The organism is Methanocalculus chunghsingensis, assembly GCF_018132105.1.
Lineage (GTDB): Archaea > Halobacteriota > Methanomicrobia > Methanomicrobiales > Methanocorpusculaceae > Methanocalculus > Methanocalculus chunghsingensis.
The window spans coordinates 1-21,674 of sequence record NZ_JWHL01000008.1; the positions used below are offsets into that span (position 1 = coordinate 1).

Annotated in this window: 28 protein-coding genes; 7 read left to right on the forward strand and 21 right to left on the reverse strand. The window is 56.3% G+C overall.

Annotated elements, in window-relative coordinates; genetic code table 11:
• From RJ53_RS06135 to budA, 15 genes are all read right to left on the reverse strand, one after another.
• The coding region (locus RJ53_RS06135) for an amidohydrolase family protein (RefSeq protein WP_211530741.1) at window positions 1-603 on the reverse strand (603 nt) is incomplete at its 3' end.
• Window positions 604-608: 5 nt separating this feature from the next.
• The gene (locus RJ53_RS06140; protein ID WP_211530742.1) at window positions 609-1,922 is read right to left on the reverse strand and encodes a formylmethanofuran dehydrogenase subunit B; all 1,314 of its coding nucleotides are present in this window, start codon (window positions 1,920-1,922) and stop codon (window positions 609-611) included.
• Window positions 1,923-2,101: 179 nt separating this feature from the next.
• Window positions 2,102-2,347 carry a 4Fe-4S binding protein gene (locus RJ53_RS06145; RefSeq protein WP_211530743.1) on the reverse strand — a complete coding sequence of 82 codons (246 nt, stop codon included), beginning with the start codon at window positions 2,345-2,347 and terminating at the stop codon, window positions 2,102-2,104.
• Window positions 2,344-2,871, reverse strand: a complete 528-nt coding sequence (locus RJ53_RS06150) for a 2-oxoacid:acceptor oxidoreductase family protein (RefSeq protein ID WP_211530744.1) — start codon at window positions 2,869-2,871, stop codon at window positions 2,344-2,346. The genes RJ53_RS06145 and RJ53_RS06150 overlap by 4 nt, the downstream gene beginning before the upstream one ends.
• On the reverse strand, window positions 2,871-3,980 hold the full coding sequence (porA, locus tag RJ53_RS06155; protein ID WP_211530745.1) for a pyruvate ferredoxin oxidoreductase: 1,110 nt from the start codon (window positions 3,978-3,980) through the stop codon (window positions 2,871-2,873). The genes RJ53_RS06150 and porA overlap by 1 nt, the downstream gene beginning before the upstream one ends.
• Window positions 3,974-4,855, reverse strand: a complete 882-nt coding sequence (locus RJ53_RS06160) for a thiamine pyrophosphate-dependent enzyme (protein WP_211530746.1) — start codon at window positions 4,853-4,855, stop codon at window positions 3,974-3,976. Before RJ53_RS06160 ends, porA begins: the two co-directional genes overlap by 7 nt.
• Window positions 4,856-4,911: 56 nt before the next feature.
• On the reverse strand, window positions 4,912-5,481 hold the full coding sequence (locus RJ53_RS06165; RefSeq protein ID WP_211530747.1) for a flagellin: 570 nt from the start codon (window positions 5,479-5,481) through the stop codon (window positions 4,912-4,914).
• Window positions 5,482-6,033: a flagellin gene (locus RJ53_RS06170; RefSeq protein WP_211530748.1), complete on the reverse strand. Its 552-nt coding sequence runs from the start codon at window positions 6,031-6,033 to the stop codon at window positions 5,482-5,484.
• Window positions 6,034-6,134: 101 nt separating this feature from the next.
• Window positions 6,135-7,322 (reverse strand): ABC transporter permease, encoded by a 1,188-nt coding sequence (locus RJ53_RS06175; RefSeq protein ID WP_211530749.1) that lies wholly within the window; start codon window positions 7,320-7,322, stop codon window positions 6,135-6,137.
• Window positions 7,319-7,990: an ABC transporter ATP-binding protein gene (locus tag RJ53_RS06180; RefSeq protein ID WP_211530750.1), complete on the reverse strand. Its 672-nt coding sequence runs from the start codon at window positions 7,988-7,990 to the stop codon at window positions 7,319-7,321. Before RJ53_RS06180 ends, RJ53_RS06175 begins: the two co-directional genes overlap by 4 nt.
• Entirely contained in the window at window positions 7,987-9,117 is a 1,131-nt protein-coding gene (locus RJ53_RS06185) for a COG1361 S-layer family protein (RefSeq protein ID WP_211530751.1), read from the reverse strand. The genes RJ53_RS06180 and RJ53_RS06185 overlap by 4 nt, the downstream gene beginning before the upstream one ends.
• Window positions 9,117-9,779, reverse strand: a complete 663-nt coding sequence (locus RJ53_RS06190) for a YIP1 family protein (protein ID WP_211530752.1) — start codon at window positions 9,777-9,779, stop codon at window positions 9,117-9,119. The genes RJ53_RS06185 and RJ53_RS06190 overlap by 1 nt, the downstream gene beginning before the upstream one ends.
• Before the next feature lie 64 nt (window positions 9,780-9,843).
• On the reverse strand, window positions 9,844-11,613 hold the full coding sequence (locus RJ53_RS06195; RefSeq protein ID WP_211530753.1) for a PAS domain S-box protein: 1,770 nt from the start codon (window positions 11,611-11,613) through the stop codon (window positions 9,844-9,846).
• The gene (locus tag RJ53_RS06200; protein ID WP_211530754.1) at window positions 11,589-11,996 is read right to left on the reverse strand and encodes an arsenate reductase ArsC; all 408 of its coding nucleotides are present in this window, start codon (window positions 11,994-11,996) and stop codon (window positions 11,589-11,591) included. The genes RJ53_RS06195 and RJ53_RS06200 overlap by 25 nt, the downstream gene beginning before the upstream one ends.
• Window positions 11,997-12,002: 6 nt before the next feature.
• On the reverse strand, window positions 12,003-12,812 hold the full coding sequence (gene budA, locus RJ53_RS06205; RefSeq protein ID WP_211530755.1) for an acetolactate decarboxylase: 810 nt from the start codon (window positions 12,810-12,812) through the stop codon (window positions 12,003-12,005).
• A 107-nt stretch (window positions 12,813-12,919) separates the two neighbouring features.
• On the opposite strand from budA, the gene RJ53_RS06210 reads away from it, so the two are divergent.
• Together RJ53_RS06210 and RJ53_RS06215 are read left to right on the forward strand one after the other, a co-directional pair.
• Window positions 12,920-13,252 carry an STAS domain-containing protein gene (locus RJ53_RS06210; RefSeq protein ID WP_211530756.1) on the forward strand — a complete coding sequence of 111 codons (333 nt, stop codon included), beginning with the start codon at window positions 12,920-12,922 and terminating at the stop codon, window positions 13,250-13,252.
• A gap of 17 nt (window positions 13,253-13,269) precedes the next feature.
• Window positions 13,270-13,716 carry an ATP-binding protein gene (locus RJ53_RS06215; RefSeq protein WP_211530757.1) on the forward strand — a complete coding sequence of 149 codons (447 nt, stop codon included), beginning with the start codon at window positions 13,270-13,272 and terminating at the stop codon, window positions 13,714-13,716.
• 3 nt (window positions 13,717-13,719) lie between these two features.
• On the opposite strand, the gene RJ53_RS06220 is transcribed toward RJ53_RS06215, so the two are convergent.
• The 5 genes from RJ53_RS06220 to RJ53_RS06240 all read right to left on the reverse strand — a co-directional run bounded on the left by RJ53_RS06220 (window position 13,720) and on the right by RJ53_RS06240 (window position 17,871).
• Complete coding sequence (locus RJ53_RS06220) at window positions 13,720-14,664, reverse strand: cation diffusion facilitator family transporter (protein ID WP_211530758.1); 945 nt, start codon at window positions 14,662-14,664, stop codon at window positions 13,720-13,722.
• A 65-nt stretch (window positions 14,665-14,729) separates the two neighbouring features.
• A complete protein-coding gene (locus RJ53_RS06225; protein ID WP_211530759.1) occupies window positions 14,730-15,863 on the reverse strand; it encodes a pyridoxal phosphate-dependent aminotransferase in 1,134 nt (377 codons plus the stop codon).
• The gene (gene ribH / locus RJ53_RS06230; RefSeq protein ID WP_211530760.1) at window positions 15,860-16,267 is read right to left on the reverse strand and encodes a 6,7-dimethyl-8-ribityllumazine synthase; all 408 of its coding nucleotides are present in this window, start codon (window positions 16,265-16,267) and stop codon (window positions 15,860-15,862) included. The genes RJ53_RS06225 and ribH overlap by 4 nt, the downstream gene beginning before the upstream one ends.
• Before the next feature lie 15 nt (window positions 16,268-16,282).
• Window positions 16,283-16,744 (reverse strand): riboflavin synthase, encoded by a 462-nt coding sequence (ribC, locus tag RJ53_RS06235; RefSeq protein ID WP_211530761.1) that lies wholly within the window; start codon window positions 16,742-16,744, stop codon window positions 16,283-16,285.
• Window positions 16,741-17,871: a pyridoxal-phosphate-dependent aminotransferase family protein gene (locus RJ53_RS06240; RefSeq protein WP_211530762.1), complete on the reverse strand. Its 1,131-nt coding sequence runs from the start codon at window positions 17,869-17,871 to the stop codon at window positions 16,741-16,743. The genes ribC and RJ53_RS06240 overlap by 4 nt, the downstream gene beginning before the upstream one ends.
• A 52-nt stretch (window positions 17,872-17,923) precedes the next feature.
• On the opposite strand from RJ53_RS06240, the gene purE reads away from it, so the two are divergent.
• Window positions 17,924-18,313: a 5-(carboxyamino)imidazole ribonucleotide mutase gene (purE, locus tag RJ53_RS06245; RefSeq protein ID WP_211530763.1), complete on the forward strand. Its 390-nt coding sequence runs from the start codon at window positions 17,924-17,926 to the stop codon at window positions 18,311-18,313.
• A gap of 137 nt (window positions 18,314-18,450) precedes the next feature.
• Here purE and thiC read toward each other — a convergent pair whose 3' ends face one another.
• On the reverse strand, window positions 18,451-19,761 hold the full coding sequence (gene thiC, locus RJ53_RS06250; RefSeq protein WP_246496020.1) for a phosphomethylpyrimidine synthase ThiC: 1,311 nt from the start codon (window positions 19,759-19,761) through the stop codon (window positions 18,451-18,453).
• Between thiC and RJ53_RS06255 the strand changes: the two genes are divergently transcribed.
• From RJ53_RS06255 to RJ53_RS06270, 4 genes are read left to right on the forward strand one after another with little or no spacing between them, the layout of a single operon-like run.
• Complete coding sequence (locus RJ53_RS06255; RefSeq protein WP_211530764.1) at window positions 19,760-20,362, forward strand: MBL fold metallo-hydrolase; 603 nt, start codon at window positions 19,760-19,762, stop codon at window positions 20,360-20,362. The genes thiC and RJ53_RS06255 overlap by 2 nt on opposite strands.
• Entirely contained in the window at window positions 20,355-20,780 is a 426-nt protein-coding gene (locus RJ53_RS06260; protein ID WP_211530765.1) for a GIY-YIG nuclease family protein, read from the forward strand. Before RJ53_RS06255 ends, RJ53_RS06260 begins: the two co-directional genes overlap by 8 nt.
• 9 nt (window positions 20,781-20,789) lie before the next feature.
• Window positions 20,790-21,359, forward strand: coding sequence for a flavodoxin family protein (locus tag RJ53_RS06265; RefSeq protein WP_246496021.1), 570 nt, complete (start codon window positions 20,790-20,792; stop codon window positions 21,357-21,359).
• A 13-nt stretch (window positions 21,360-21,372) separates the two neighbouring features.
• The gene (locus RJ53_RS06270; RefSeq protein ID WP_211530766.1) at window positions 21,373-21,672 is read left to right on the forward strand and encodes a YunC family protein; all 300 of its coding nucleotides are present in this window, start codon (window positions 21,373-21,375) and stop codon (window positions 21,670-21,672) included.
• Window positions 21,673-21,674: the final 2 nt, after the last annotated feature.

A 21,674-nucleotide genomic window follows, 5' to 3' on the forward strand; every position in this document is an offset into this window, starting at 1 on the left:
ATGAACGCTTGTACAGTTCAGTCCCCAGCCCCATGCCTCGGTACCGCCGGGATTAACGCATTTGATTGCATATCCCTTCGTCATACGGAGAAGCCATGCAATATATGCCGCGGTATTCTCGATCTCGCCGTTCTTGAGATACTCAAGGACGAACCAGTTGTTCCCAAAGACCGGGTACGCACCCTGGTCAAGGATCGGAGTGTCCCGCATCTCTTCATGGACATGCCGTGCATAGAACGGGGGCATCGCCGCCTCCATGACGGTGGTGTATCCCATGTTCGCATACTCGTAGCCGGTCTTGAAGACGGTCGGGACAGAGAACCCGCCCGACATCCTGCGGACACCGCGGCCAGGTTCATAGGTCGCCTGCTTCTTGTCTTCAGGGCGGAACCACCGGCCGACATTGACCTTTGGTCCGGCGACGTGGGCGTGGATATCCACACCCCCGGCCATCACGGTCTTGCCGGCAGCATCGATCACCTTTGCAGATGCACCGACACTCTCGACAATCTTGCCGTCTTTGATGGCGATGTCCTTCTTATCTCCGTTGATCCCCAGGACCGGGTCGAAGACAAAACCATTTTTGATGAGATATTCTGCCATTGGTTCTACACTCCCTTGCATTTCCTGACTTCACCAAGGACCATCGTGAGGAACTCCTGGTCGGTGAGCATCCCTTCCGGCGGGTCAACGACTTTGCGTGACTCGATCGGAACGTTATCCATCCGGTAACAGCAGCCGCCGACCTCGACACCGACGAAGGCGACCGGGACATGCAGTTTGCAGACCGCGGTCGTCGGGGTGAGATGGGGGTCGATGGCAACCGATGGGAGCTGGGCAATCTTTTTGACCGAGCTGATCGGGAAGTGTGCACCGGGGTCAGACCCGAGGACGAAGACGGCATCGAGTTCATCCCGGACAAGCAGATCGTTTGAACTGGTCTCGCCGGGGTTATATCGGGCGACACCACGGGAGAGATCGACACAGAACGGGAACCCGAACTGCCAGCCGAGGACCTCGCCTGAGCCGGTGACGTTGTAGTGGCCCCGCATCGGCATAATGGCCGCTTTGGTATAGTCGTTTAAGTCACGGGTGACTGCGATTGCGATATCGATGTTATGGTTCTTGCCCAGTGACTGGGTGACACCCATCCCGAAATAGATGATCACAAACCTGCCGCTCTTTAAGAGGTCGGCTGCTTCGTAGATCTGGTCTTTGGGGATGCCTGCAACGAAATCCGGGAGTTTTTCGCCACGGAACGCGACACGGAGAGCTGAGAGGAGTTCGTAGTCACGACCCTGTTCAAGCTGGAGATGTGCATCGGCAAGGGATGCGGTATCTGTCTTGCGTGGGTCAACGACGATGACCTTTCTGCTCTTTGAGCCCTTTCCGGTGAAGAATCCACGGGGATAGACCGAGTACCGGGACATGTGCCGTGGGTGGGCGTGTGCCGGGTTGCATCCCCAGAAGACGACACGGTCGGCACGGTTCATCGCTTCGCCGAGGGTGCAGGATGGAATCCCGACGTCCTGGACGGCGATGAGTGATGACCCGTGGCAGACGGTCGCGGTGTTGTCCACCATGCCGCCGACAGCTTCGGCGATCTCATGGCCGACACTCTGTGCCTCACAGGAGGTTGAGGACCAGCCATACATCAGGGGCTTCTTTGCGTCACAGAGGATTTTGGCGGTGTATTTTGCCGCCTCCTCGTAGGAGACGTCGGTCCAGTTGCCGTCGTCATCCTGCATCCGGGGCCGGGTGATCCGGTCTTCTGCCTGGGAATGAAGGAACTTCTCTGCACCGATGGCACAGGCATGATAGACCTCTTTGATCTTCCTGCCGTCATCGGAGAGCTCGATCTCAAGATCGTCACAGAGTGTTCCGCAGAAGGTGCATATTACGTCTGATACAATATTTGCCATAGACTTTCCTCACATCCAGGACCGGCCCAAAAAAAACAGAGAGCAGATGGTGCTCATGACCCGGAACTCCCCGGAGACTGGACCTGGCATATGTTCGTAACCCAACGAACTGTAAGGATATAGACGAACTAAAAATATTTAAAACCTTGTATGAGGGCAGAAGAGAGATTGGGGGGTGATCACCGCTCTTCGCGGTCCATCCGGATTGCCTTTTTGGGGCATTCCTGGGCACAGATCCCACATCCTTTGCAGAACTCAAGATCGATCTCAAGATCGGCATCGATGCAGGCGTCAGGGCAGTACATCGCACAGAGGCCGCAGGCATTGCATGCCTCGCGATCGACCACCGGCCGGAATGTCCGCCATGTTCCGGTCTTTCCTGCAGCTCCCTTCCGGGGCCTGCTCATCGCAACAGGGTCACTCATAGCGTCAACTCCTCATATGCAGCCTCAGCCGCCTTCACGTTCCGCTCATCCGTAAACATATCACGGATCGCGGTAAGCGCAGATTCATGGGTGATGAGACCCATCTTTGCAATCGCCCCAAGAACAGGGGTATTTAGGATCGGGCTCCCCGCGACGACAAGATCCACGGAGAGGGCAATTCCGGTGAGATCGATTGTCATAACCTCAACCCCGGGGAGATCAACCGGATGCGGGCTGTTGATGAGAACACGGCCGCCTGGCTTCATCCCCTGAAGGACATCGACCGCATCCATGATGCTTGCATCAAGGACGATGACGAGATCAGGGGATCGGATCTGGGAGTAGATCTTGATGGTATGATCATCGATACGGACAAACGAGACGACAGGAGCACCACGTCGTTCGGCACCATAGAACGGGGCGGCTGTTGCATGCTTTTTGTCGAGGAAGGCCGCCATCGCTATGAGACGGGCGGCAGTGACACCACCCTGTCCACCACGCGAATGGATCCGGATCTCATACATCAGGCATCAACCCCGAACCAGAACTCTTCACCCATCCGGCGATCCCTGACAAAACCGGCGATATCATCATAGGTGACCTCCTGGCCGCCAAGTCCGGCGACGACCGAGTAGATCGAGGCACCCGGATACTTCGAGCGGATCTCAGAAGAGAGGACCCCGCCGTACCCGAATGAGTACCCCCGATCCAGGACGACGAGATCGCGTCCCCCGATATCAAGGTCAGGGAATGGCCTGAACCAGCGGATTCTCATGGAGCCTGCCTTGATACCAGCGTCCCTGAGGATATCGACTGCCACTTCGGCCTCTTTGCCAAGTGTCCCGAGTGCGACGATGAGCACCTCGGCATCCTCGCATCGGTACTCCTCGGTCGGGCCATATTTCCGCCCGAACTGTCTGAAGAACTCCTCCTCCGCATCCCGGATGACAGCCGGCGAATTGCGCATCGCCCGCTCGATCTCCCACCGGAACCTGAAATGATCGTTTGGCCCGGTCATTGCACCATAGCCTGCCGGGTTCTCCGGATCGATCCTGTGGGGGAGCCGCATCGGAGGAATATAGTCTCCAGGCTCCACCGTCTCAAGTGACTGCATGATATGGGAGAGGACAAAACCATCGAGATTCACCATCACCGGGAGGAGGATATCATTGTTCTCTGCAATACGGAATGCCATCAGGGTGGTATCATACGCCTCCTGAACATCGCCGACGAAGAACTGAAGCCATCCGGTGTCTCGTTGTGAGAAGGCATCGGTATGTTCTGCCCAGACATTCCATCCGGGACCGAGGGAGCGGTTGATGTTTGCCATCACGATGGGAAGGCGGGCACCTGCAGCCCAGTGGAGCATCTCATGCATATAGAGAAGCCCATGGGAGCTGGTCGCCGTGAAAGAACGGACACCGGTTATTGAGGCCCCGATACAGGCGGTCATCGCCGAGTGTTCGCTCTCTACCGGAATATACCGGGCATCCATCTCACCTGCAGTAACATACTCTGCGATCTGCTCGACCACCTCGGTCTGGGGGGTGATCGGGTATGCCGCAACAACGGCGGGCTTTGCCGCTTTCACGGCAGCCGCAACCGCCTTGTTCCCTGTTGCTATCGTCAGCATTCTCCTGCCTCCTCTTTCGCAAGCATGGCGAGATTCTTCCCGAGCTGCTGCTCAAGTTCATTCACCTGCTTCTCTGTGATCCCCTTGAACCGACCCTGAAGCGAGAGATACTCCTTCAGCGGGAGCCGCTTCTTCATCACAGCCCTGGAGGGGCCATTAATGGTAAGTTCCCCGTACTTCCTCTCCCATAGGACCCACATGCCGGTCTTCACCGCCATCTTCCCGACCGTCACCGGCATATCAGAGGGGATACGCCAGCCCGGCGGGCAGGGAACAAGGATATGAATGAACGAGGGGCCGGGCGTGGCAAGGGCGGTCTTCACCTTCTCAAAGAGATCCTTTGGATGTGCCGCAGATGCCGTCGCCTGGTAGGGGATGTTATGAGCGGCAATGATCCGATCGATATCCTTCTTCGTATCGGTCTTTCCACCCGGTGTCGTCGTCGTCCGTGCCCCTATCGGGGTTGCACCCGACCGCTGCATCCCGGTGTTTCCATATGCCTCATTATCATAGCAGATGTAGAGGAAGTTGGTGCCACGTTCAAGTGCACCCGATAGTGCCTGGATACCAATATCCACTGTTCCACCATCGCCCGCAAAGACGATGACGTTCGTCTTCTTTCCTTCACTCGCAAACGCTTCGCTCATTCCTGATGCACATGCCGCCGCAGCAGCAAATGCGATATTATACACAGGAACAGCAAATGCGGTATTTGGGTATATTCCCTGCAGAACACTTGTACAGCATGCCGGAACGACAAGCACCGTATCTGGTCCGGCCGCCTTGAGCACATACCTGAGTGCAAGCGCTGCGCTGCACCCGGCACAGGCCGTCGTGCATTTGAGGAGGTATTCATCCTCTGGTATCTCAGCCATCCGAATCAGGGTACGTTTGTCATTCCTTTATAATGAGGCTTCGGGTTTGCGCATCATCAGCCGACCCTGGTATATCTGGTTATGGCTGGTGGAAAAAGGAAAGGGATATGAAGAGGATAAACACCTGGTGCGATGATCTCGACGGTGAACCGTGACCCCGGAGAGAGATCCCGCGACATGCCGGGTTTCACCATAAAGACGACCACCTCGCCGGGTTCAAGGATTGGATTCTGATCATCGCGTATCGGGCGGATGATCGAGAAGCGGGGAGTGGCAGGGGAAGAGGTGAAGAGGGGATCATGCGCATACATCTCTTCGTAATGGTAAAACCCTCTGAACCTGATGGAGACGGTCCTGAGATCAACCGGACGGGATCCCGGCGTCAGCTGGACCGGGATCTCAAGGTGTTCAGCCCATCTCAGATCATTATTCGTATCAACCGCAAAGATGCTTCCTGCCAGAACAAAGCCCGAGTTTCCCCGGTGAACACCCTCGATAACCTCTGTTCCGACATTCTGTGAGATTGAGAAGCCTGCGGCAAGGATGATCTGTGAAAAGACGGCGGCGATGACGACGAAGGCGATCAGGACGACTGCAGCTTCAAGGCCGGTGAAACCGTCCTCCACTCATCCCACCTCATAGCGTTTGTTCCCAAGGAGCGTACCCGGAACGGTGCATGGTATGTTGACCGGCACCCCGCGGGGTGGAATGATGGTGAGGGTGAAGTCATCTCCGGTGGAGAGGCCCGCATCAGTGATGGTCAGTCTGACGCTGAGGAGTTCCCCACGGGAGAGGAGTCCCTCAGCCGATCCCCCGGATGGCCACCTGAGTTGAAGATCCGTATCCGGGACCTGGTAGATCATCCCGGTTGTATGGAGCGAGTAGTGGATACCCGAGATGGCAGCCTCCCCTCCGATAACCTCGCAGAAGAAACTGAGTGATTCCGGATTGGAAAATGCATCGGTCTTCAGAATAACCGATCCGGCCACCATCACCGAAGAGGGGGTTGTCCCGGCATCCGAGGTGACCTGGCGCGCCTTCTCGGTTGCATAAAAGCCTGATCCGAGGAGAGCATATGAAAAAACTGCCGCAACGACGACAAAGGCGATCAGAATGACCGCCGCCTCAAGGCCGGTGAATGCCTCTTCATCGTGTATAACAGAGAACAACCCTGACATCACCTCCGGCGGGCTCAGCCAGCCATCTGATCATCGGAGAATCCGGTAGTACATTCTGGAAAAAGAAGAGATAATAGTTGTGGATTTATCCAGGCGACCGTTCATTCATGCCGGAGCGCTTCGATCGGATCAGCTTCGGATGCCTTCCATGCCGGATACAATCCGGAAAGGATCGACGTCCCTACGCCAAAGACCATCCCGATCGGGATGTAAATGAGGCTTGACGGGGCGAGGAGATAGCTGGTATCCTCAAGCATCACAAGGAGTGCAAGGTATCCTCCGGCAACCGAGAGGATGCCCCCGATAATCGATCCCGCAACACCGAGGAGGAGCGACTCATAGAAGAACATACGCCTGATCTCCCGCCTGAGGGCACCGATGGAACGGAGTACCCCGATCTCCCGGTACCGCTCCATCACCGACATCATCATGACATTGAAGATGGAGACCCCTGCCACAATGAGGGAGATTCCACCGATAGCGATGGTGAAGGTCGAGATCCTGCCGAATGTCTCGAGGATGGTCGCGAGGATGGCGCGGGTATCATAGACATCCACCTCCGTCTCCCTCCGGTTCAGTGAGGTCTCGATAGAGCTCTTCACCGCTTCGATCTCCTCAAGATCACGCACCTTCACGATGACCCGATCATACCCGGAGGGCTCATACCGGTTCTCATACCATCTCTCAGAGACGACGATGGCACTGTCGGTGTTGATGTCAAACCCCATGCCCCGCTCCTCCAGAACCCCGGTCACCCTGACCGGCTGTTCATCAGAGCCGACCAGGATCCTGCTCCCGACCTTCAGCGAGTAGGTCTCTGCAAGGAGGGCCCCGATCATCGCACCTGATGATCCCCGCAGGTACTGGCCATCCTCCCGTTCAAGAAGTAGCGGAATATCGGCTGTCCGCATCCCATAGATGGGGGCGAATCCTGTCTCAGCCCCGATCCTGATCCGTTCACCCCCTGAATAGATCGGGATGACGGTATGAGGAACGGATGCACGGGTGATCCGCTCAAGCTGCCGGGAAGTGATTGTATCATCCGATGATATCCCGGCGCCACCAGGCCCGCCACCCATACCGCTCCCGCCGCTATGGGGGACGACGACGATCGTATCGCCGACCGTCGTCAGGTCTTCTGAGATGGAGAGGACAAGGGAGGAGCCGAGGATACCCATCGAGGTGATCGCAACCACACCGATGATGATCCCAAGCATCGCCAGAAGTGACCGAAGCCAGTGCAGACGAAGGTTCCGGATCGCGAAGAGGAAGAAGATCGGGCGGTTCATGCAATCCTCCCGTCAACGATCCGGATGACGCGGTCAGCATACTCCGAGAGGGTTGGATCATGGGTCACCATGATGATCGTCTTCCCCTCCTCCTTCTGGAGGCGGACGAGGAGATCCATGATCTGCGCACCGGTCTTCGTATCGAGATTTCCTGTCGGCTCATCCGCAAGCAGAACCTCAGGATCATTGATGAGGGCACGGGCGATTGCAACCCGCTGCTGCTGGCCGCCGGAGAGTTCTGCAGGGGTATGATCGAGGCGATCGACCTCAATGCCGACCTCGGCAAGGATATTCATGCACCGGTCGGTGCATCCCGGATCACCCCCTTTCAGGATCAGGGGAAGCCGGACATTTTCTATCGCTGAAAGAAGGGGGATTAAGTTAAACTGCTGGAAGATGAAACCGAGGTGCTCACGCCGGAGCATCGTCAGTTCATCATCGGTCATCTCCCCGATATTTCTCTCCCCGATGAAGACCTGGCCTTTTGTCGGGGTGTCGAGGCACCCCATCATATTCAGGAGAGTTGATTTTCCGGATCCGGACGGCCCCATCACTGCGATGAACTCCCCCTCCTCGATCGAGAGGGTGACATTGTCGAGGGCGGTGACATCCCCACTCCTGAGAGAGTAGATCTTTGAGACGTCCAGAAACCGGATCGCGGGTGTCATCTCTTCTTCTTTCGTGAATAGATGATCGCTCCTGCAACGATCACGACTGAGAGGAGAATGATCCCGATCATCATCGGAGAGAGGCCGCCCTCATGTTCCTGTACAGGCTGTAACCCGGATCTGATCGTCGCCATCACCGTCTCTTCATAGAGATTTCCATCATCATCGCGGTACCGGATAAGAAGGGGGATCTCTTCGGCATCTGAGGCGGCAAAGGTCACCTCGAAGGAGGAGAAGTCATCGGGATCAAGCGTTCCAACAACATAGACCCGGAACGGATCGATTGGCGTTGCCGGGGATGACGTAGTCATCACAACAGAACGTGCAGATTCAAGTCCGGCATTTGAGACATCCCCGGTTATACGGTATCCGCCTGGAACCGATGTCACCTCGATATTCGAGACGATCGGATCTGCCGCCTTCTTTGCAGTACCCGGGGTGATCGGGATGGTCAGCGGTACAGAGTGGGTATTCTGGCCGTTGCGATACTCTACGTTGAATGTGAGATCACCTGTTCCAGTCGGCGTGACTGAAAACGAAGCATCCCTCGATTCACCCGGTGCAAGCGACCCGATGAAGATGGTCGTTGGAACGACATCGGCAACACCGGTGACGGGGACGACCGAAACGGATGATATGCTGTTCATCCGTGGGTTTCCAAGGGAGACGACGACAGTATCCTTCCTCCCCTCCATAAAGATGTCAGGCCGGGATGAGATGGCAGCATCGAGCGGCCGCCGGTCCACCCTGAGAAGGATCGGCTCAGAGAGGGAGCCGCCTCCCATGAAATTCATGGAGAAGCGTGGGTAGAAGATACCCTCCTCGCCCCGGACCCGGATGGTATAGGTAAACGTCATGCTGTTTCCGGCACCCAGGGCTCCTGATCCGGTATGCGGGGAGGTGAGCACCTCCACATTCTGCTGGCCGGTCAGGCGGACAGCCGAGATGCTGATCGGGAGCGTTCCGGTATTCTGAACAGTGAGCTGCAATGTCCCGGTATCCCATGGCATAAAGACCTCGGGATCAAGGGAGATTCCGGTCACCGTCACCTGTGCCGAGGCTTCGGCTGCAACCCCTGTGGAGACAAGAGCCGCAAGGAGAACCAGTAGTATGAGATATATCCGCATCAGAGAACCCCGACTGAAATGATGGTTATGATAAGATATAATCCTACAGGGATAAAAACTGTGTATGCGGCATCCCGTGCAGTAAGCTTCCTGGCATACCGCATCCCTGAATACCAGATGTTTGCAGCCCAGATCATAAAGACGATCGAGAGGACCGTCTGGAGGAGGGTGTACTCCGCCATCGCCGGCTGGGCCATAAATGCTTCCAGGGCTGTATCAACTGCGGCAGGATCCATAAAATCACGGATCACCGGGGTGATGATCTGGTCGGCGATCATCGAGAGCCAGATGATGGCAATGCCGACCGAGGCGATGAGGGGGGCGATCCCGTATCCGACCGCCTCAAGGACCTTCTTCATCGAGCCTTCACCCTTGAAGATCATACTCAGCAGATAGAAGATGACCGATGCGATGATCCAGAATATGATTGCCGAAACAAATCCACCGGCGGCTCCAAAGAAGATGATGATCCCCTCATATCCCTCTGCAATCGAGGCGTACATCGGGGCCATCAGTACCGTCATCTGATACCCGAGGATCGCAGAGAGGGCTGCATATATCAGGACGATACCAAACGGCAGCCCGAGTGCAGGCTCCTTCCCTGCATGCTCTTCAAAGAACTCATCGGGCCGGAAGAGTATTTTCATGATGCTTTCTGCCATAAATATTCACCACCAGCACCCGGGCCGGGTGCCTGAGAATGTAAAACATTCGTTACATTTGCACTTAATGCTTCTCATCCTCATGATCGGGATCGATGGCATAATGGCGCTTCAGAAACGCCCGGACATTCTCAGACTCAACCCACCCCTGGTCAAGCCGGGAGACGATGTCGTTGATCCTTCGAACCTGCTCTGAGATCTCCAGAGCATACTCCCCATTACCGAGGATGGTGTAGCCTTCGATAACCTGGAGGGGATTTCGAATATGATCCCCAAGGATCGCAAGCTGGGTGATATTCTCCTCGATCTGCCTGAATGCCTCCTTCTGTTGCGAGATGAGTTCCATCCTCTCGGTGATATCCCGGAGCAGCCCCTGAATACCGATGATACTCCCTCCTTTTCGGATAGGGAAGAAGGTCGCCTCGATCATTGCCTCTTTGCCATCTGATCGCAGGAACCGGAAGGTGAGATCCTCCACCCGTTCACCATTGCGGATGGTCTCAAAGGCTCTGCTTACCTTCTCCCGATCGTCATTCGCAATGAACCCGGAGAGCTGCGTCCCGATAACAGCCGTAACGGCCATACCGGCAACCCGCTGAAATGATGGTGAGAGGTACGTTATCCTGCCATCCGGATCGATGGTGACGATCGGATCAAAGCTCCGCTCACTGATCCCGCGATACAGTTCCTCCCGCTCCCGGAGCTCAGCCTCCATCCCTCTCTGCCTCTGAAGCTCGGCCTCTTTCATAACGACGATGGTGACGAGGAAGACGCACCCGAAGAGAAGGGCGATGAGGATATAGACGGGGATCTCAACGATAGGTGGAGGCGTGTTGATGATCTCCGTTCCCGGGGGGAGATCTTCAGGGGCAATCTGATGGGCGATGAGAGCCCGATGATCGACGATCGCTTTCGTCTCAATCTCTTCAATGACGGGGAGGTCGTCGGGATCTGCGCCATCAAGGATCTTCCGTGCAAGATCAGCAGCAATCCTCCCCTGGTCCCGTCCAATACAGAAGACCCCCCCGATCACCCCCTCTCCAAGATAGTACTCAAAGATACCATACACAGGGGCATCCGTCCTCGCCGCAATGGAGGATCCCACCCTGTCATGCGGGATGAATGCCGCACCATCCGGATCATTGGTCAGTGCCAGGAGGAGGATAACATCCCCCCCACCATATGATCCGAGACGATTCCCGATTGCAGGAAGCGATTCCCCTTCGATATAATCAACAGATACAGAAGCAGGGAGGACAGATGCAACCCCACTGAACGTCCTCAGCGTCTGTTCTCCGGTAATACTCTTTTCATTTATCACAACCAGCCGCTTCATATCGGGATGAAGGGTTCTGATCAGCACCAGTGTATCATGGATATTGAGACCCTCGACGACACCGGTGATTCCTGTATGCCCCTCGATCAGCAGGGGATCATAATGGTTGATACCACAGAAGACGATCGGGATCCCGGGAAAGAGTTCATCTCTGTAATCCAGAAGAAAACGTAGTCCGGCATCATCTGCAACGATGATGCAGTCAGGGGGGTCATCGCGGTACTTGTACCGGTACATCGCGGCGAGCTGGTCAAGATACTCAGGTGAATCGTACCGCTTCGTATCCATATACTCGGTCCGTATCTGGATTGGATCCGTTGATGTACCCAGAACCCCCTCGATACCGGCACTGATATCTGTCACCCAGACCATCTCGGGATGATAGGAGTGGAGAACAAGAACCATTCTTTCATCGGCCGAGGCTGCCGGGCAGAAGATGAACATCAGGAGGAGAAGAGATAGAAGCCACCCTCTCAGAGGAGATTCCCCCTGATCCATGCGGCAATTTCATCCCTCAGAGAGCGGAGGGCGGCAAGCTGCACCTCCTCCGGGCCCTGAAGAACGGCAGGGTCGGAGAGCGGGACCTGGATGACCTCCCCTGCCGGTGGGAGGAAGGGGGGTACCTCGTCTGTCAGGAGGATGATCCGGTCGAACCACTGATCGAGGAGTGCAGAAAGAGAGCCGGGCTTGTGATCCGGGATATCGATCCCCATCTCATCCATCACCCGGGTGACGAGCGGATTGCTTCTCGATGCAGGGGTGATCCCGGCGCTCAGGGCAATGTAGCGGCCAGGTGCAAGGTGGCGGAGGAGACCGGCCGCCATCGGGGAGCGCCCTGCATTCCTGTTGCAGACGAAGAGAATGGAAGGGATATCCGCCACTTCTGATCACCCGGTCACCGGCCGTTCAACAGCTGTTAGTTCATGGGAGAGATCCCGGCCCAGTTTTGCCTCAATAAAACCTCCTTCCGATGGAAGGAGCATCATGAAACGTGGGGTCTCATCAAGGAAGATAGTTCCATTCTCAAGGGAGAAGTCAACGATATGGCCCCCGATCGTACGATCATCACTGATGAAATGGAGATGATAACCGGGAACATTCAGACCCCCCATATACTCCGGAAGGAGTGTCCCGACTGCGGTACCGGAGACGTTGGTATGGGTGGCGATATACTGATCTGCCAGTGCGTCAACAAGGCGTGGATAGGGGCGCTCCTGCCGATGGGGGGCACGGACGGTAACAGAGGAGAAAGAACCATCAATTCGTATCATATAGATCAGGTTTCCTGATCGCACCTCTGCATCAAGAAGATTCTCAAAACCGGCGTATCCGCTCGTCGATGCCCCGGTGAGGGTTCTATCAGGATCAAAGAAGGTGGTCATCGCAAGAGGAGTGAGGAGATCGGATGGTGCAATCCTGACAGTTCCGTCCCCCCGTGCCTGGTAGACGATTCCATCGACAAGGATCAGCTCGCCATCAAGCGAGTCAAAGGTTCCAATCCCTGTATCGCCATACCGGATCAGATCACCGACCGGGATGACGCCATCGTACACACTCTCAAGAAGGGCATCTATGGCAGAGACCTGATAGAACACCTCCCTGTCCTGCGGGAGGGCTGGAGAAGAGAGGAGAGATGCGGATCCGGCACCAAGAAGGATGCCGACGACGAGAGCTGCGACGAGGAACGAATTTCGCATTAGTATAAATATACACGATCAATGTATATCAACCTTGTATATCTATCGCCCTCACAGGACGCCGGAGAGAAAAGGGCTATCTTCTATCGGCTGTAATGATCAGATAGATGCTGGAGATCGAAACCGGGATGGAGGAGGATATCGGGATCATCAGGCCATCCGGCCGGCTTGATGCTGCCAGCTTCACGCTTCTTGACGCGGCATTTGAGAGGCTGATCGGAGAAGGTCTCAGAATCATCATCCTCGATGCCGGAGAGCTCCTCTATACAAGCTCATCCGGTCTCCGGGTGCTCCTCTCTGCACAGAAACGGCTAAAACAGACAGGCGGGGAACTGCGGATCGCCGCTCTCAGACCCGAGATAGACGCAGTCTTCACGATGACCGGGCTGACATCCGTCTTCACCATCAGGGAGTCGGTATCCGAGGCGTTGTCAGGGTAGGAAAGGAGATCCGGAAGATGAAGAACACCTCTCAGGATGTGAGACCGCTGCATGTAAAGGAGATATTCCGGGCAGATATCCAAAAACTCCCTGATATGGTTCTTTTTCTCGAAGAAACACTCTCTTCGATGGGACTCTCACCCACAGAGATATTTGATCTCCAGCTGGCTGCAGATGAGATCTTTACCAATATCGCCTCCTATGCCTATGGGGCAGAGGGTGGTTCAGTGAGCATCGAGGTTATCAGAGATGCGACGACGGTCATCATCACCTTCACAGATTCGGGCATGCCGTTTAATCCGGAGAACCTTCCACCCCCGGATATCGGCCTGGATCTCAGCGACCGGAAGATCGGCGGCCTCGGTATCTATCTTGCCCGCCAGCTGACCGACCGGCTCACCTACAGGCGTGATGACGGGAAGAATATCCTCACCATTAAGAAGGCGATCAGCCAGCCGGAATAGCGGCTATTCCCTGCGTGCGGGACAGAGCAATACCCCGCACTCATCGCATTTTTCATGGCACGGCTCCATATGAATGGTAACGTGGCTCTTTGGAAATTCGGTCTTCAGATCCGCCTCCAGATGATCTGCGAGATCATGTGCTGTGCTCAGGAGGATATCCTGGTCAAACATCACATGAAACTCGATGAACCGGTCAGGCCCGGATCGCCGGGTTCGAAGACCATGAAAATTGACATACCGGGTGCAGTGTTCCTTGAGGATCTCCTCTATCCGTGCGACATCCTCCTCTGGCAGCCGGGTATCAAGGATCTGTGCAAGTGCTTTTCTGACAAGTTCCACCCCGGTCCTGATGATGACAAGACCGACACCGATGGCAATAACCGCATCGAGGAGGAGAATTCCGGTGAAATGAATCAGGATAAGTCCTGCAAAGACACCTACTGAAGTATATACATCGGTCCTCAGGTGCCAGGCGTCACTCTCGAGTGCAATCGACTCGGTCCGTCTCGCAATCTCCATCATCCGATGGGAGATGATGATGTTGGCAAGTGCCGAGACACCGACTGCCACCAGGCCAAGGCCGATGAGGTCGGGGTTGAGGGTGCTCTCGCCTGCGATGAGGGCCCCCGCAGCCTCGTAGATAATGTATCCGGCTACAGAAAGGATCAGGACAGCCTCGATGAGTCCTGAGAGCGACTCATACTTCCCATGGCCAAACGAGTGCTGATCATCCGGCGGCCGGGCGGACTTTCTCACCGCAAAGTAGGCAATCGAGGATGCGATGATGTCTGTTGCCGAATGCACCGCATCGGATATGATCGCCACCGATCCGGTGAAGAAGCCGATGGCGAGCTTCAGAATGACGAGGAAGGTGTTGCTGAAGACCGCGACAAGGGCGATCCCTGTCTTCTCCCGTGAGGAGTCGTCATGGGGAGGAGATGGAGACATTGGTGTATCCCTGGTTTCTGACAGAGGAGGAAAAAGATTTGGGAAGGGATCCTGAAAGAGGCTTCTTACGCCCCGCAGATCCGCTCCATTGCATCTTCCAGCCGTTCCATTGAGGTTGCATAGCTGATCCGAACCCATCCCGGCGCTCCAAAGGCTGATCCCGGGGTCGTCGCCACATGCCGCTCTTCGAGCCATTCCGAGGCGACAGCGAGATCGTCCCCCCCGACATGGGCAAATGCATAGAATGCACCGTCAGGGGGTGCACAGGGGTAGCCTGCACCGGAGAGGCGATCGATGACATATCTCCGGCGAACGGCAAATTCAGCCCGCATATCCTCGACACATCCCTGATCCCCGGTGAGGGCAGCAACACCGCCATACATCACAAAGGTCGTCGGGTGGGAGACCGAGTGCTGCTGGATCCGGTTCATATAGTTGATCACTGGTGCAGGCCCTGCGGCATAGCCGAGCCGCCAGCCGGTCATCGCATACGCCTTTGAGAAGCCGTTTACGGTCACGGTCCGCTCTGCCATATCCCCAATCGAGGCAAGGGAGATATGTTCGGCCCCGTCATAGACGAGCTTCTCATAGATCTCATCCGAGAGGGCGAGGATATCGTGATCAGAACAGAGATCAGCGATCATCCCGAGGGATGAACGGGAGAGGATCGACCCGGTGGGATTCGACGGGGAGTTGATGATGATCATCTTCGTTGCAGGGGTGATCAGATCCGCCAGATCCTCTCCCGGCTGAAATGTCTCAGGATCAAGAGGGTAATGGACCGCCCGGCCACCAGCCATCTGGATACAGGGCTCATAGGAGACCCAGGAGGGATCAAGGATGATCACCTCGTCGTCCGGGTTCAGGACCGCCTGGCAGAGGAGCCGGATCGCATCCTTTGCACCGGCGGTTGCGATGATATCGGCAGATGAGGCAGGAATATTGTTCTCTCTCCCGAGCTTCTCTGCTATCGCATCCAGCAGCTCCGGGATCCCGCGTGAGGGGGCATAATGGGTCTCTCCACGCCTCAGTGCCGCAATCGCCGCCTCGGTGATATGGTCAGGGGTCGCGAAGTCCGGCTCACCGATCGAGAGGCTGATGACATCGATTCCCTCCCGGGCCATCTCCTTCGCCCGGTCAGTGATAGCCATCGTTGCCGAAGGGGTGATCGCCCCTATCGCCGTTGAGAGATGCTTCATGACAATCTCTGAACCAGTTTCACCGCCGATTCGACGGCCCTGCGGGCATAATCGACCCGTTCCTGTGCCTCAAGACGGGTCATACCCGGACCCGAGATACCAAGTGCCACCGGCTTCTCAAACTCAAGAGAGAGGTCGATGATCTTCCGGGAGGCATGCTGGACGACGATCTGATCATGCCCGGTTGCCCCTTCGATGACACAGCCGATGGTGACAACCGCATCGACATTTCCATCCTTTAACATCTTCTTGATGGCAAGCGGCATGTCATATGCACCAGGGACATATATCCGGTCAATGACTTCCGCGCCAAGGAACTTTGCATGCTCCTCTGCCTCGATCTCCATCATGTACGTGATATCGCGGTTAAACTCCGCAACGACCAATCCTAGTTTTATCGTCATAGTATCATCATCTCCTTACTGCCGTGCCGGGCCGACATCGGAAAAACCCTGTCGCTGTCCGGTCCCTGCATCCCGTTCAAGCTCCTTCGGATAAAGGAGGAGCTTGACGGCATTTACTGCATGCTCACGGGTCCGCTGTTCAAGCAGCCACGCAAGCTCTTTATCATCCTTCGCCTCGTCCTCGTGGACAAAGACCTCGATGATATGCCTGTTCGTCATCAGCATCGCGAGCTGAAGGCCCTGTGACGCCTCATGGGCACAGACCTTATCCTTCTCTGCCCCACCCGGCATCCCAAGCGCCATCACGAGATCGCAGCCACGCTCCTCGATCAGTTTCTTGCAGGCGACCGGGAGATCCTTCAATCCCGGCACGGTATACCGCTCGATCCTGATGCTGGTATGACGGCGGATCTCATCTGCCGCCGCCGCACCCATATTTGCCCGTGCAAATGTCGTGTCTGCGATCCCGATCTTCATACCAGCACCTCTGTGGCGGCGCTGACACCATCTCCATCGAAGCTGTAGCCGAGCCGCTTCAGGGTCCCCTGTACCGCTGCAACCGTCGCAAGCACCTCGGATGGGCCTGTTGCGCCCATCGTCCCGATACGGAAGATCTTTCCTTTCAGGCGATCCTGGCCGCCGGCGATCTCAATACCCATCTTCTTGAGGCTGCCCCGGAGGTCTCCGTCGCTGACACCGTCAGGATACTGTATCGCTGTCACCGTATTGGATGGTGAATGGAGGTTGTCTGAGACCGGGAGGAGGGGAAGACCCCATTCTTTCGCAGCAGCCCGGACAGCGTCTGCAAGCTTCCTGTGCCGTGCGATACGGTTCTCGATCCCTTCCTCCTCGGCGATGAGGCATGCCTCCCGGAATGCAAAGAAGAGGGGGACAGCCGGGGTGTAGGGCGTCTCCATCGGATCCTTCGATCCTGCTTTCCGGTATGCCTTCAGATCAAGATAATACGGCCGTTTCTCTGAGAGACGCTCCCAGGCTCGCTCCGAGACCGAGACTGCTGAGAGGCCTGCTGGTGCGGCGAGGCATTTCTGTGAGCCGACGATTGCAATATCAGCACCCCACTCATCACAGGCGACATGCTCCCCACCGATGGAGGTGATCCCGTCCATCACAAAGAGTGCGTCATGTTTCCGGGCAAGCCGGCCAACTTCTGCCGCAGGGTTGAGGATACCGGCCGAGGTCTCGTTATGTACCATCGTCACGATACCGGCACCGTTCTCAAGTGCCTCTGCAAGTACCTCAAGATCATACGGATGGCCCCATTCGGATTCGATCGCGACTGAGGTCCCGTATCTGCCGCTGATCTCAGCAAGACGCTCGCCAAACTTCCCGTTGACGAGCGAGACGATCGTCTGGTCAAGGCCGACGTTGGCGATTGCGGCCTCCATCCCGGCGGTACCCGACCCGGAGAGGACGAAGAGATCATTCTCTGTTCCAAAGAGAGCCTTCAGCACCCTGACGCAGTCTGCATAGACACCGCCAAACTCCTTCCCCCGGTGGTTGATCGCCTGCCGGGACATCGCGTTCCTGACCCGTTCCGGCATCGGGACCGGTCCTGGCATCATGAGTAATAGTTCGTTCTGCATCCTGATCGACCGTACTATAAGAAGATAAAGGTCTTAATAGATGGTGAAGCCTATGGTCGACGTAGCTGTCATCGCGGGATCAAAATCAGACGAGGCGATCGTTCGCAAAGTCTGCGTAACACTCGAAGAATACGGTATCAGCTATGAAGAACGGGTTATTTCAGCTCACCGCGATCCTCTGGAACTCCAGGAGTATATCGGGAAGAGCGATGCCCGCGTCTTCATCGGGATCGCCGGAATGTCCGCCGCCCTCCCCGGCGTCATCGCATCAAAGACAAAAAAACCGGTCATCGGGGTCCCTGTGAGCGGAAAAGTGATGGGTGGGCTCGATGCACTCCTCTCGATCGCCCAGATGCCAAAGGGCGTCCCGGTCGCCTGCGTCGCAGTTGATGGCGGGGAGAATGCAGCACACCTCGCCGCGCGGATACTCGGCGTTGCATGAGGGAGCAGCCAGCCATGAGGGGAGGGAGTATCCTCCCACCCTGTGGTCTGTCTACAGAATGAATCTGATCCTTCATTGGTAAAAATAACCGAAAAATAGTCTCTTCCGGAGACCAGGGAGGATAGTATTGGCGAATCCTACTTCTTCTGATCCCCGTCAAATATCTCCCGAACCATCTTCACCGCACAGAGATCCCCGCACATCGAACAGGTCTCCCTCTCGGTGTCGCGATCGTGGATGGCACGTGCATGGTCAGGGAAGAGCATTTCAGCATACTGCCCCTCCCAATCGAGATCACGCCGGGCAATCGCCATGCGTTCCTCTTCAGGGCATCCGGAAACCCCGCCGCGCCGGGAGATATCCCCGACATGGGCGGCGATCCGTGCGACCCGTGTCCCCTCGATGATCTCGCGTTCATCAGGGAGGGCAAGATGCTCGGCCGGAGAGACCATGCAGAGGAAATCTGCCCCTGCTGATGCCGCAATAGCGCCCCCGATGGCGCCGACGACGTGATCATACCCGGTTGCAATATCGGTGACGAGCGGGCCGAGGAGGTAGAGCGGCGCATGGTCGGTCACCTCTTTGATGACCTTCACATTCCATGCAACCTCATGGATCGGGATATGACCGGGCCCCTCGATCATCCGCTGTACCCCGGCCTGCAGCGCGATACGGGCCTGCCTGCCAAGGGTCAGGTACTCGGTCGTCTTGGCAAGCCTGCTCGCATCGACGAGTGCTCCGGGTCGCATTCCATCACCAAGACTCAGGGTGACATCCTCTTCGGCAAGGATCTCAAGGAGGTAATCGAACTCCTTTGCAAGAGGGTTCTCCTCACCCGTTGCCGCCATCCATGCGACATGGAACGCCCCACCCCGTGATACGACACCGAGTGTCCTTGGATCGAGCCGGAGTGCCTCGAATGCATCAAGATTCACACCGGAGTGGAGGGTCATGAAATCAACACCCTGCCTGGCCTGCTCCCGGATCACCGAGAAGAGAATATCAGCAGTGAGATCGGCTGCAGATCCGGCACGGCGGACCGCTTCGTAGATCGGAACCGTTCCAACAGGGATATCGAGGGAGAGGATCTTCCGACGCATCTCCCTGAGATCTCCGGCAGTTGAAAGATCCATCAGGGCGTCCGCACCTGCATCGATGGCGGCGGCAGCCTTGACCATCTCGAGATCGGGATCACATCTTCCCTGTGAGGTCCCGATATTCACATTAACCTTGACGCGGCACCCTTCCCCGATAGGGATCAGACGGGCATTCCGCCGCGGGTTGGCAGGAATGACAATACGCCCTCGCTGAACTGCTTCTGCCATCCTCTCCGGGGAGATACCTTCAGTCCTGGCAACCGCTGTGAGCTCCGGAGGGGGATCAGAGCGGCACTGCCTGATGAGTGCATGCATAAGAACCATCTGTCTGGAGAGCTTATTATCCTGCATGCCCGTCCAGTGGATACCCGGGAGCGGCTGGCAGGCGAACTCCTATCTTATCGGAGATATTCTGATCGATGCAGGGGTTCTCCCGATGGCTCTTGAACAATATAAAGACAGGATTGAGACGATCATTCTGACACACGGACACTTCGACCATACAGCCCATCTCGCTCAGATCAAGGCGATGTGCAGTGCAACGGTCTGTATCCATGAGGAGGATGCAGGTGCCCTCAGATCCGAGGCTGAGAGCCTCTCGTTTCACTTCGGCGCACGCCCCCCAATGATCATACCCGATCGGATCCTCAGCGACGGAGACCAGATCGGGCCACTCAGGGTCATCCATACCCCCGGCCATACCAGGGGAAGCATCTGCCTCTATCATGAGGAAGAGGCGGCACTCATCTCCGGTGATACCGTCTTCCCCGGGGGATCATTCGGGAGGACCGACTTTCCCGGTGGAAACGCCGGAGACCTGAAACGATCGGTCGAAAAGCTCGCAATGCTCCGGGTTGAGTCGCTCTGGCCAGGCCATGAGCAGCCGGTGAAGAGTGGCGCAGGAAGACATCTGCTTGCCACCCGGCAGTGCCTCCAGTCCTATCATGGATAAGGGAATCTATACACTCGTGCTCGAATCCAAAGGCGCCGATATAGAGATTGGAGCGCTTGGCAATCTCACGATACCCGGAGGATACCTCATCTATGTCGGATCCGCCCTCGGGCCGGGGGGGCTTGGACGGATCAGCCGCCACAAAACGACCGCCCATGACGGGAGGCGGCCGCACTGGCACATCGACTACCTCCTCCAGCATCCTTCAACCCGGTTGATTGCATCGGTTGCTGCACCGACAACCGAACGTCTTGAGTGCACCCTTGCAGATCTGGTGGGCGGCCCGTCAATACCGGGTTTCGGGGCCTCCGACTGCCGGTGTCGGTCCCACCTCTTTATCCGTTTGGATGATCCGGCTTCAGAACTTGCAGATATCTTCTCGTCAATCGGACTCATGGCCACGATCAGAAGATATTAGAGATCAGAGATGAAGGATACCTCTATGAAGGTACTTGGCATATCAGGGAGTATGCGGCGCGAGGGGAATACCGCCATTCTGGTCCAGGAGATCCTCAGGCATGTCGCGCAAAAGGGTGTTCCAACCGAGTTCATCTCACTCTCAGGCAAAGAGATCAAACCCTGCATCGGGTGTGAGAAATGTAAGGAAGAGAAATGCTGTGTCATTAAAAATGATGACTGGCATGAGATCATCGAGAAGATGGTCAATGCAGATCTTCTGATCATCGGATCGCCCACATACTATTTTGATGTCTGCGGACAGGTGAAAAACCTCATCGACCGGACCTACTCGCTCTGGCATGACCGCAAGCTTGCCGGAAAGAAGGCGGTTGCAATCGCGGTCTGTGCAGACAAGGGAGGAACCCGGACACTTGAGACACTTGAAGCCTTCCTCTCGACCCATGAGTACGGGTATATCGGCCATATCATCGGAAGGGGATTCTATCCAGGTGATGTCCGGGAGGATAGCATCGCAATGGGATCGGCAGAACCGATTGCCGATAAGATCGTCTCCTACTTTGGAACACTCGATGACTGAGGGGGAGGGTCCAATGCAACACCTCACAATACCCCTCGAGAAGCGGATGGCGGACGGATACTCGATCCCGGTTGGCGGTGTTCATCTCATCTTTGTTACAGCAGGCGATGGGTTGATCGGATGTGGGGCCTTCGATATCGCCGCGCTTGAAAAGTTCGGGGTACCTGCAGCAAAGATGCAGGCGATGACCGGGCCTGCCATCACCTCAATTGAGGAGATCCTCTATGCAGAAGTCAAAGAGGCAAATACACATGCAGTTGGAAAAGGAATTGTCAAAGGAATGATAGGAAAAGAAGCCCTCGAGCTCCTCTGATG